Below are 12,909 nucleotides of genomic sequence, written 5' to 3' on the forward strand. Positions count from 1 at the left end.
TAATGATTTGTTAAGACTTTATTAGATGTTATTTCTTTAATTGCTACCCAGAACATGCTAATTATTCATTTCGGTTGCTGTAACAATCGAATAACTAAACCAAAAAACGCAATATGAATCTAAAATTTAAAAGTGGTTATTATCAAAGCACTTATCAAAAAAAGAAAAAACTAAAATTAAAACTGTCGATATGTACGTTTCTAATAGTTTTTTTAAACATCAGTAAAACTCAAGCCATTACAAATGAAACAAATTCAGAAAGTATAAAAATTGTTTCATATGATAATCAAAATCAAATTACTGGAAATATTACGGATGAAAATAATCAGCCATTGCCTGGAGTAACTATTATTGTAAAGGGATCGGCAAGAGGAACTCTCACAGATTTTGATGGTAATTACAGTATCGCAGCAAAAACTGGGGAAATTCTTCAATTTTCTTATATAGGAATGAAATCCGAATCTATAACTGTAACAAGCTCAAACATAATAAATGTTCAAATGATGGTTGATGCTGCAGAACTGGATGAAGTTGTGGTTATTGGATATACCGAGGTTAAGAAAAGAGATTTAACGGGAGCTGTTTCCACTATAAAATCAAAAGATTTAGTTAGTAACCCTACTGGTGATGCATTAAGTGCTATTCAAGGTTCTATTGCAGGTGCCCAAATTACATCCAATTCAGGTGCTCCAGGAGTAGGTTTTGATATTCAAATTCGTGGTGCAAGTTCATTATCTGGAGCAACAAGTCCTCTTTATGTTATAGATGGTATTCAAGTAGAAGCTGATGGCTCAAATTTAGTTGGAGCAGATCCAGGTCAATTCCAAAACTTAGGGCCTTTATCATTTATAAACCCAGATGATATTGAAACACTAACAGTATTAAAAGATGCAAACGCAACTGCAATTTATGGATCTAGAGGAGCAAATGGTGTTGTTATTATTACCACCAAATCTGGTAAAAACGGTGTAAAATCTTTAAACGTAACCTATTCGAGTAACATAGGAATTAATCCAAATCCAGTAGATGTTTTAACTGCTGAAGACTATGTAGATTACAGATTTTATAAAAACCCAGAAGATCCAAACTTTAATGAAACTATTCCGGGTCCTGATGGAATTCCAGACACAGAAGATGATATTATTACAGGTCCACGAGAACTAGTCCCTGGGGAATATGTAGCTAGAAACTATCAAAAAGAAGTTATCAAACAATCTAGAACTCAGCAAATAGGAATCTCTTTTACAAGCGGTAGTGAAACTAGTAGATCGTCAGCTTCATTGGGTTACCTGAACAACATAGGATCAGTACAAAATACTAACTACCAAAGAATCACATCCGTATTGAATTATAGCGTCGATGTTACTGACAAACTGACTATGCAATCAAATTTAAACATGTCTTATGGTTTTGGAAACGGAACGATCTATAATTCTGATGGAAACAGTCAGAATACAGCAGGACCACTTAGACAATCTATTGGTAGAATTCCTATTCAGTTTACAAATGTAGAAGATGCTGAATCTATAGATGAAGATGAGCAATTAGATGATCCTCTCACCTATTTAAACGCTGTAACTAACAACAACACTTTAGCTAATATACTTGGAGCTTTAAGAGCGGATTACAAATTTACAGACAAGCTTACTTGGAGAAATCAAATTTCTGGAAGGTTTGCTTATTCCGAGGCAAATAGATTTTACCCTAACACCCCGAGTGTAAGACGAGGTTTTATTGTTAATGGAGAAGCAGATGTCAGATCTCAAGCTAGCACGAGATATGACTTTCAAAGTACACTTAGGTATCGCGATAACTTTTTTGGCAGAGACTTAAGAATGGATTTATTGGGTGGTATTGAGTCCAGGGTTGATGACAGGTCTAGCAAAAGAATTGTGAACCAATCATTTGAAGAAGGTATTGGGAGTGCTTATAATATTCAAGCTGGTTCTTCACCATTTATTCAGAATAGTAATAGAACTAAAAGTCAAGGATTATCTTATTTTGGTCGTGGACAGTTTGATTTATTTAGTAAATACATGTTTTCTGGCACTTTTAGAGCAGATGGGTCAAGTAAATTCGCAGCTGACAATAAATGGGGATATTTTTATTCTGTTGCCGCAGCTTGGATGGTCTCTGGAGAGAATTTCTTAAAAAATTCAAACACTATATCAAATTTGAAAATTCGTGCAAGTTATGGTACTTCAGGAAATGATAGAATTCCAAATAACCAAACGACATTAAATTTAAGAAGTACTATAATACCTACTAATGACGGTACTAGTATTTCTGTTTTTGCAATCGATAATATTGGAGATCCAAATTTGACTTGGGAGGAAACAGCTCAGTTTAATCTTGGTTTGGATTTAAGTTTGCTCAATAGAATAAATTTCACAACAGATGTTTACAAAAAGTCAACTACGAACTTACTCTATAATGCAGATTTACCAGGTATCTATGGAACCGATAGGTATATTACAAATATTGGTCAAATTGACAATGATGGTTTAGAACTTTCTCTTTCAGGAGATATTATCAGAAACAAGAAGTTTACTTGGAATGCCTTAATTACAGCATCAAGAAATGTATCTGTTGTTAAAGACATTGGAGCTGTAGATTTTAGAGTTCTGGATGGAGACGCGACCTTTGATCAACTCGGTTTGATTCGAGTTGGGGATCAACTAGGAAACTTTTATGGTTATGAGTACGTCGGTACCTATGGATACGAAGACTTTACAAATTTTGATGGCATGACTCAAGAAGAAGCCATTGCAGAATATTATGCAATTAGAAATGGTGTTTCTCCAGCTGATAACAGCCCGAACAACTATACTTTAAAAGATGGAGTTGCATATACTAATCGAAATGCGAATCCAGAACCTGGAGACCCAAAATATGCTAATTTGATTATAGATGATGATGACAATCCAAATAACGATTTTGAAGTAAATGAAAATGACAGAAAAATAATTGGTAACGCTTTACCGGATTGGTATGGAGGTATTAATAATACGTTTATCTATGGAAAATTATCGTTACAGGTTAATATGATTTATTCTATAGGAAATGATATTTATAATTCTTCAAGGTACTTAACTGAGGCGCATAAAAGCCTTAACGGTAATGTATCCTATGACTACTATAACAGATTCTGGCAACCAGATCGAACAGCTACTGACGTTCCTAGAACATTTAACGGACAAAATGGTAATATGGATCTTGCATCAAGTTACTATGTAGAAGATGGTTCATTCTTAAGACTTAAACGTGTAAACTTATCTTATTCACTAAGTAATGTATTGAATCAATACGGCATTAGCAACTTTACAATGTTTATATCAGGTTTTGATTTATTAACCATAACAGGATATAAAGGATTTGATCCTGAAGTTAGATCTAGTAATGCTTCTCAAGTTCAAGGTGTTGATAGGGCAAGCTACCCTAGATCTGCAAGTGTAACGATAGGATTAAACTTTAAAATTTAAAAAAAATGAAAAAAATATTCAAACATATAGTCCTTTTGATGATTGTTACCATGACAACACAAGGATGCAGCGACTTTCTTAATGAAGAAGTTTTTTCTACCTCTCAATCAGATATTGTTTTTGATGAATTAAGTAGAGCCGAATCAGTGATGCTAAGTTTATATGCGTTAATTGGTGATAACACAGTAACAGCAGATGGTAAAACTGGAGTATGGACTGGTAATGGCGGTAATGATCATTTATCTTCTTCAAATACGGATGAATGTATTGTGAGACCACAAAACTCAGGTTCATCAGAAGGTGTAATATCATTAATGTCTTATCGAGCTAATAATCCCCAAGTGCGTGCAACTTGGGTAGCAATGTATCAAGGTATTTTTCTTGCAAATGTTATACTTGAAAATATTAAAAACACCCCTGCCCCAAGCGATGCAGACATTATACAGAAAAATATAATTATTGCACACACCAAATTCATGAGAGGTCTTTATTACTTTTATTTAATGACTTATTATGGAGGAGTTCCATTGGTTACAAAAGCTGAGTCATACGACCCTAATAAATTACCAAAAAGAGCAAGTGTAGAGCAAATTTCTGAGTTTATTGAAAGTGAATGGCTTCAAGCTTTGGAAGACATTCCAAATAATGATATGACTGATGACGGTAAAATCGGTAAAATGGGTGTTTATGCCTATTTAGCAAAACTTAATTTGTACGCTGCAAGTATGAAACGCTATGGTTCTGGAACAAATATTGATAATATTGGAGGTTGGTTAGAAATCAATTCTTTTGATTGGGTTGATGACATAGCTCGTTACAATAAAGTAAAAGAATACACCGATGCAATTTATGCTGTTAAAGGAAATAGTTTAACAAGTGTATTTCAGCATTTGTTTATCACCGCAACTGAAAGAGATGCTGACGTGAGATCAGAAATGCTTTTTGGAATTAACTTTTCACCATTAAGACCTCGTCGTATGCAAAATGAGTTTTTATTTAGAGGAAATTCACTTTTTGGTGGTGGTGCAGGTGTTATGAGACCCACTGCTAAGCTTTATTATTTAATGAATCAAGCTATGGATACTAGATTTAATACAAATTTAATGGGTAGACCTCTTAATTCTGGTAGAGACAGCCGAGAAGTTTACAATGGCGTCATATACATTTTACCAGAACCTGTGAGACCAAATGGACCATTAGATAATAACTACCATATTGCAAAATACCGAAATCCTTCAAAAGGAGAAGGGCAATATCCTAACCTAGCAGATAAAGATACTGACATCAATCAAGCCTTAATACGTTATGCAGATATATTACTCATGCGTGCTGAAGCTTCCTATGAAATTAATGGTCAAACTAGAACACAGGAGGTTACAGATATGCTCAATATTGTAAGAGGTAGGGCATTAGGTTTGGACACTTCTGACCCAGCTTATGCAACTAATTTACAAGCATTAAATACTGAATATTTTAGAGCAGACACCATGCTTGAGTTATTAGAAGAGCGAACCAGAGAATTAGCCTTTGAAGGTTGGCGACGATTTGATTTGATTAGAACACACCGCTACCAAGAAATGATAGAAGGTTTGGTTGTTGATAATCACTCTAATTATATGAAACCTCAAATCCTTAGTTTACAAGCTAACTTCCAACCTTTTAAAATGTGGTACCCAATACCATTAAACGAAATCAGCACTGGTGACCTTATGCAAAACCCTGGTTTTTAATGCACTACAACTCTTATAAATTATAAAAAGAAAGACTAAGTTTAAATAGTCTTTCTTTTTACCTAGAATAAACAATTTTATCCCTATTAATAAAAAAACAATTGAAATCATGTTTTATAACTTCAAAACAAAATTGTCCTATGCTTTATTTTTTCTAATAATTGCAAACTATTTGTCGGCACAAATTCGCCCCAATATAGTTGTTATTGTAACCGACGATCAGGGGTATGCTGATATTAGCTACAATCCAGAACATAAAAGTTATGTAGATACACCAAATATGGATTTACTTGCTAATGAGGGAATTTTTTTCACTAACGCATATTTGACAGGAAATACGTGTTCGCCAAGTAGAGCAGCTATTTTGACTGGTCGTTATCAACACCGCGAATCTATCTACGATTCAGGAGAAGGTGGTAGTGGGTTATCATTAGATGCTACTATATTTCCACAATTTTTACCTGAAGAGTATACATCTGCTGCTTTTGGGAAATGGCACTTAGGTTTGACTGCTGAATACAGTCCTGCATCCCGAGGCTTTGATTATTTTTATGGTTTTTTGGGTAGAGGAGCCCATGACTATTATGAATTAGACAATCTTGATGATCCCTTGTATAGAAACCTAACTCCTATTACGGCTGAAGGCTATCTAACAAATTTATTAACGGATGAAGCTGTTGCTTTTATAGAACGTGAAAAAGACAATCCATTTTTTTGTTATCTAGCATACAATGCAGTTCACACACCAGCACAAGCCCCCGCTGAAGATATTGCCAAATACAATACTGGTAATGATACAAGAAATACACTTATGGCAATGCTTTTACACTTAGATGATGGTATTGGTGAAGTAATACAAACACTTAAAGACAATGATATTTTTAATAACACGATCGTAATCTTCCTTACAGATAATGGAGGTGCAAGTGCTATGGAAGCTGATAACTCTCCTCTCAAGGGAACTAAACAAACCAATTGGGAAGGTGGTATTCGTACTCCATTTATCTTTAGTTGGCCAGATCAATACCCCAATCATACTGAGATTTCGACACCAATTTCAGCAATGGATATTCTACCAACCATTCTTGACGTTACAGGTACTCCCCCCCCAACTAATAAACCTTTTGATGGTAAAAGTTTTCTTCCATTATTAGATGGTACAGTTCAAAAAACACATGATAAACTTTATTGGAATGAAGGTGGTATTGAAGGAGAATGGGCAATGAGAGATGGCAATTGGAAATTAGTTGCTATTGAAGACGAAATTGAACTATTTGACTTAAGTACAGACCCTAGTGAGACTACAGATCTGGCAAATCAGCAACCAGAAATTGTAACATCTATGATTTCTCAATATAATGACTGGCTCAGTGAAATGCCTGAACCAAAATCCCAAAGCAAACAATGGTCTCCTAATATAGGTGCTGGACAATTACTAACATTATTCGATGGATATTATTATGCAGGGAACGACCAAAGCTTTAACAGTGTTGGTGTTTATAATTCAAGTGATTTAACCGGTATCAACGATAATGAAACTCAATCTATTTTGTTGGCTCCCGGATATAGTGCCTATGGATTTACTGAAGACAATTTAGAAGGAGAAAGATATCTCATTACGAGTAGTACCCCATTTCTAGGTTCACTTGACAAAAAACTATCTTCATTATATATTTTTGAATCAAATGGTGTTGGTGGAAAAAGTGTAACTGTAACCAGCAGTGATGCTGATTCACAACCTGAGAATATTTTTGACAATGATAATAACACATATTGGGAATCTATCGGAGACGGGGAAACTATAACGTTTTCTTGGTGTGACCCTGAGAGCATCTCTGGTATTGATATGTCCTTTAAAATTAATGGTGATAGTCGTATTTATACTTTTGATATAGAAACATCATTGGATGGTGAGAATTGGACAAGGGTTTTAACAAATGCTCAAAATATCGGAACAAATACAACATCATTAGAAACATTTAATTTTCCAGAAACAACTGCACAACACTTGCGTATTATTGGAAGGGGAAATTCTAGTAACAATCAAAATTATTACACAGAAATATCCTTTAACTATGGTACTGTTACTACTTATTTTAAAATTGAAGCTGAAGACTATAGTTCTTCTGAAAATACTAATAACACTATTACAGAAGATTGTGATGGAGTATTGGATGTTTCTCAAACAACAGAAAACGCATCGTTCAATTACGATATAGATTTAACTAAAAGTGCTACTAGTATAGACGTTAGATGTAAACCTATAAACAGAGGGTTCATATATGTCCTTTTAGATGATATTAATATAGGTGAATTTGAAATTAATAATAGTATGATAGATGGCACCTATAAAATCTTGAATATTCCGGTTGATATTCCTACAGGCTCTCATACTTTGACATTAGATTTTGTGGCGAGAAGATCCAGCTTTCCTGTAATGGGTAATTTCAACTGGATCAAACTACAGGAGGCCAATGGATCTTTAGACATCGAAAAAGTGACTAAGTCACAATTTGACATCTTACTCTATCCAAATCCTGCAAGTAATTCTTTACACATTGAATCAAACACCACTATACAAGAACTACAAGTAATAGATGTACATGGAAAAAAAGTAAATGATCTAAAGATTAATTTAAAAAACTACACTTTAGACACGAATAACCTTAAATCAGGGATTTACATTTTATTACTTAAAAGTGAAGGAGCTATAAAACACAAAAAATTTGTAAAAAAATAGTATTCAAAAAAGTAAATAAGTACTCTTAAACATTAAGATAAACTTATCATTAATCATAAAACTTTCAAGATAGAATCTCACAAAGGAACATCGCTCTTGAAAGTGCTCAATCAAAAAAAAATCGAGAGTTTTCCTCTCGATTTTTTTTTGAATTTGTTCTCAATGCAGTATAAACATCTGTAAAGGAAAGTATTTTTAGTTTATGAAGTAGTTAAAAAGCACTTCTCACCAAACCACCATCAGCTCTAATATTCGATCCATTTATAATTGATGCTCTTTCACTACATACAAAGGCAACTATATCTCCTATTTCTTTTGGGTTGATAAAACGTTGTATTAATGAACTTGGTCTATTTTCTTTTATAAATTTATTTGCGGCTTCATCAGGTGATAATTCAGGATAAAGACTTTGAACAAACTTTTCTACATTATCTGTTCTAGTTGGTCCAGGCAAAACACTATTAACAGTTACTTTAGTTCCCTTGCTTAATTCAGCCAATGCTCTTGAAATTCCTAATTGCATCGTTTTTGTGGCGCTATAATGTACCATTTCTTGAGCTGGGCTTATTGCAGACTCACTAGAAATAAATACTATGCGTCCAGTGTTTTTTATTATCATTTTCTCCAAATAAAATCGAGATAACCGAACGCCACTCATCACATTGGTTTCAAATAGTCTTTGCCAATCCTCATCTGTTTCATTATAAAACCCAACAGATTCATAAATTCCAAGATTATTTACTAAAATATCAATATCAGGATATTTAGCTATAGCTTCATTACAGCCTACATCAGTTGAAATATCTGCGATTAAGGGTAATAATTCTGAATTTTTAATGCCTAATTTAATTAAATGCATCGCATTATTCACACTTTTTTGTGTGCGCCCATTAACAATAACAGTGGCATTAGCTTTAGCTAAAGATTTCGCTATTTCTAAACCAATACCTGAAGACGAGGCTGTTACTAAGGCTATTTTTCCTTTAAGTTCTAATTCCATAATTTCGAAATATTTAAAGCTTTATAAATAAAACTTGATCCGTTCCGTGCTGGGGAAAGGCTAATGTATTTAGTTCTTTTGAGTAGTTTGGATCTGTTGGGTGAGATAAACCACTAATAAAAGTGATAACAGAATTTTGTTCTGCATTTACCTTCAATACCCTTCCTGAAGCCCAATCTGTAATATAAAAATAATCGCCTGCTTTGGTGATGCCCTCTAGATTACCAAGTTCTTTAACTAAAACTGAAATTTCCTTCGTTTCTAGGTCAATACTTAATAAATCACCCAATTTGATAGTCTCAAAAGAATTTGGTTCTTTAAGTACCCCCCATGAGCCTACTATTAATTTGCCATTATCCATGTATAGACCATCCGGTGATTCCAACCGTGGTGTTTGTAACCATACTTCTGTTTTTTTTGTATCCGCTGGAATTTTATATATTTTGTTCCCAAAAAAATCTGAAATATACAAATCACCATTAGCTGCCATAGCAATGTCGTTTATAAACTCTCCTCCTTCTAATTTATAAAAATCCTTTATTTTCCCTTCTGAAATACTTATTTCGTATACGCCATCTCTATCACATGCAAACAATAAACTATCCGTCACAATCATACCTGAAACAGCATGTAAGCCTTGGTTTTTATCAATCCAAAAAGGATCTATAACATTTCCTTGAGCGTCCGTTCTCGTAATCCAAGAATAATTATCTCTGTCTAAAGAAATACCTCCTCCTAAACTAGAAACAAACCATGTTTTTGATGGTGCATGCCAAACCGCCTGGTCTGGCGCATCATATGTCTTTTCAGCGCCAGCTTTTTCTACTTCTTTGACCGAATCCTTTGAAGTTCCTTTTTGGGTATTTTTATTTTGACAACTAGTGCTAAAAACTAGGACTCCTATGAGTAAAGTATAATATATCTTATTCATTTTTAATAATTTAAATATTCCGTTTTAAGTTGATTCCACTTCGCTATTGATTTTGGTAAATAATCGTCGAGTGCATTGTCGATTTTAAAATTTATCATCGCAACTGGTCCTTTGAAATTGTTCACTTTAAGCGCTTTTATAAATTTTGTTATGTCATATGCATTATTATTAGATTGATTGGGATCTATACTTTCATCTCCCCAATATAATAACCGCAGTGTACTGGCCGTAAATTCTCTATTATTCTCCTCATTTGGAACTTTATCTGCTCCAGAAATACTGACATAAGCTAATAAATCTCCTACATTTTTGACAACTTCCTCTAAACGGTTACCATTTCCAGCACGTAACTCATGACATAAATGAATCGAAATTTTCATATATGGTTCACCTATCATTGTATTGGTTTTATTAACCACAGGGATGATTTGCTCCGCAGAATAATAAAAGGTACCACTATGAGGATATAAAGTGATTCCAATATCTTTTGACTTCGCATATTTGGCAATACTTAGCAACTTAGACTCTACAAAAGCATCATCAACATAGCTGTAATCAAAATTTTTATCTCTACCTACTTTACCAAAAATTAACCAAAAATTAGTTTGAGGTGATTTTTCAGCTATGATATCAATAACCTCTTCATATTTTTCTAGAAAGTCACCAAGCTCAAAATTGTATCGGAAGAATACGGATGTCAAATCGAAATTGTCAACCTTTGCAGCTTCAGTTATAACCTCTTTCATAAATTCAATTTGATCATCACTATCTATTTGAAAAGTCATACCTGTAAAACCATATTTACGAAGCTTTTCAACTTGTTCTTTGGCTGATAAATTTACCAACCCTTCTCCAAAATTATAGGCAAAGAAGGGGTTGATTGGGTCAGTAACATTTTCAGTAGATTCAGTAGACTCTGCAGGATCATTTGTCTCACTTTCAGCAACTTGATTTGCTGAACATGAAAAAAGCAAGAAATTTGTACAAATTAAAAATAAGATTTTTTTCATAAAGTTTTTTTTAGATTAGTATTTTTCCAATTCTATATAAAAAGGAAATATTTTTTTTTGTTTTACTGCGTAATAAGGAACAAGTTCTGTATCTATGTCAGAGATAAAAATTGAATCCATTTTTATAAAACCTGATTCCACATTTTTGACTTTCTTTTGATAAATAATCCCTGTTGTTTCTAGAATAATTTTTCCACCTTTTTCAATAGGCTTGATAAACTTAAATTTCACATTATAATACCCTTTTTTGAAGCTTACATTCCATTTCCCATATACTTCCTCTTCTTTCCAAATACCATGTTGTCCATCTGCATCATTTCTATTTAGGATTACAGGATTTTCAAATTCAGTCCCAATAATTGGTAAAGGAGGATTTACAAGGTTTTTAGATTTTATGAGTACTTTGTAAATACTGTCCATTTCAATTTTTAGAATCCGTGCAGTCGGTTTATGGTTTAAAATAATATTGTTTTGCTCATAAGGGTCTTTTCCAATATCATACAGTTCGAATTTTTCAATTTTAGCATTATAATCAGTTTTACCTACGAGTTTTAAACCATTTTTTTGAACCGCCATATTATTATATAGCTCTGGATAACGTCGGGTCCAATAAAAAAATAATAATCTGTTGGTCCATTCAACATTTCTCTTATTTATAAGGGGCACCAAGCTCTTCCCATCCAGGATACTTTCTTTTGATAATTCTATACCGCAAAATTCAGCTATTGTAGGAAGAATATCTATATGTGCCGTCATGGTAGAGATATCCCTATCATTTTTTAAAACCTTAGGGTATCTTATGAGCATTGGAACTCTCACACCACCTTGATATACGCTTGATTTTAGACCACGCATTCCTTGAATATATCGATTTTGTTGCGGTCCGTTATCCGTCATAAAAATGATTATTGTATTTTCGGAAATTTTCAAGTCCTCTAGTTTTTGTAGCAGTTTTCCTATATTATCATCAATATTAGTAACCATTCCATAGATCTTTCGGGCATCTTCTTTATCCTTTTCAGACATCTGTAGAACGGGTATATTTTCTTTTTTGAAACCAATTGAGGGGTCTGTTTTTTTATATCTGTTATAATATTTATCAGGAACTTGTAAGGGTGTGTGAGGTGCGTTAAAGGACAAGTAACAAAAAAAAGGGTTCGATTTGTTTTTTTCAATAAAGGAGATTGCGCCATCAGTAAAAATATCTGAGCAATATCCTTGGTAAGATTTTTTAGTATTATTATACCATAAAACAGGGTCAAAATAACTAGTATTTCCTTTAAAAAAATTTGTGATATCCCCAACTTGTCCCATTCCTCCAGCAAGGTGAATTAAAGATTCGTCAAACCCTTGTTCAGTCGGTCTAAACGGATAATTGTCACCTAAATGCCATTTTCCAAAAATACCTGTTTTGTAATTTTTCTCTTTTAATAATTCTGCAATCGTAACTTCATTAGTTGACATAGAAGCTCCTCCATTATAAGTATCTCTAATTCCAGTTCTTAAAGAATACCTTCCAGTCATTAAACTTGCACGAGTTGGAGCACATACTGGAGACACATAAAAATTATTAAATCTTATGCTTTTCTTAGCTAAGGCGTCCAAAATTGGAGTTTGAACGTGGGGATTTCCCGTAAAACCAAAATCACCATAGCCTTGATCATCTGTCATAATGATGATTACGTTTGGCGGTTTATTATGCATTGCTTTTCCAACAAAATTGAAAAACAAACACCATATTACAATTGGAATTATTTTTGATTCTTCACGAAAAATATTAGGAACTGAATACATACTGCTAAAAATTAAATTTTTACGACTTAAAAATTTAGTCATAATTATAGTGCAATTAACTTACTCGCTATGGTCTTCTGTTAATTCGCCAAGAGCTATGCTATAAATCATTGAAAACATGAAGAACTTAAAAAAAAATTGTATTGAACCTTCCCCCAGCCGCTTTCTATCAATAAAGATGCTCAGTTTGGAAGGAACAGTATTTTTAAAGACTTGTTTAGA

Annotated in this window: 7 protein-coding genes; 3 read left to right on the forward strand and 4 right to left on the reverse strand. The window is 33.4% G+C overall.

Translation table 11 applies throughout. The features are described from left to right. The first annotated feature begins 113 nt into the window (after positions 1–113). The 3 genes from AC2DGP_RS05400 to AC2DGP_RS05410 all read left to right on the forward strand — a co-directional run bounded on the left by AC2DGP_RS05400 (position 114) and on the right by AC2DGP_RS05410 (position 7,952). Positions 114–3,482, forward strand: a complete 3,369-nt coding sequence (locus AC2DGP_RS05400; RefSeq protein ID WP_484491996.1) for a SusC/RagA family TonB-linked outer membrane protein — start codon at positions 114–116, stop codon at positions 3,480–3,482. A 5-nt stretch (positions 3,483–3,487) separates the two neighbouring features. Next, on the forward strand, positions 3,488–5,212 hold the full coding sequence (locus tag AC2DGP_RS05405; protein ID WP_484491997.1) for a RagB/SusD family nutrient uptake outer membrane protein: 1,725 nt from the start codon (positions 3,488–3,490) through the stop codon (positions 5,210–5,212). Between the two features lie 109 nt (positions 5,213–5,321). After that, positions 5,322–7,952 carry a sulfatase-like hydrolase/transferase gene (locus tag AC2DGP_RS05410; protein ID WP_484491998.1) on the forward strand — a complete coding sequence of 877 codons (2,631 nt, stop codon included), beginning with the start codon at positions 5,322–5,324 and terminating at the stop codon, positions 7,950–7,952. A 211-nt stretch (positions 7,953–8,163) separates the two neighbouring features. Here the strand turns inward: AC2DGP_RS05410 and AC2DGP_RS05415 are convergent, their stop codons facing one another. From AC2DGP_RS05415 to AC2DGP_RS05430, 4 genes are read right to left on the reverse strand one after another with little or no spacing between them, the layout of a single operon-like run. Further along, positions 8,164–8,952, reverse strand: a complete 789-nt coding sequence (locus tag AC2DGP_RS05415; protein ID WP_484491999.1) for an SDR family NAD(P)-dependent oxidoreductase — start codon at positions 8,950–8,952, stop codon at positions 8,164–8,166. A gap of 13 nt (positions 8,953–8,965) precedes the next feature. Then, a complete protein-coding gene (locus AC2DGP_RS05420; RefSeq protein WP_484492000.1) occupies positions 8,966–9,883 on the reverse strand; it encodes an SMP-30/gluconolactonase/LRE family protein in 918 nt (305 codons plus the stop codon). Positions 9,884–9,885: 2 nt separating this feature from the next. Continuing rightward, the gene (locus tag AC2DGP_RS05425) at positions 9,886–10,893 is read right to left on the reverse strand and encodes a hypothetical protein (protein ID WP_484492001.1); all 1,008 of its coding nucleotides are present in this window, start codon (positions 10,891–10,893) and stop codon (positions 9,886–9,888) included. Between the two features lie 15 nt (positions 10,894–10,908). After that, complete coding sequence (locus AC2DGP_RS05430; protein WP_484492002.1) at positions 10,909–12,729, reverse strand: arylsulfatase; 1,821 nt, start codon at positions 12,727–12,729, stop codon at positions 10,909–10,911. Positions 12,730–12,909 lie beyond the last annotated feature (180 nt).

The organism is Flavicella sp. IMCC45537, from assembly GCF_057197705.1.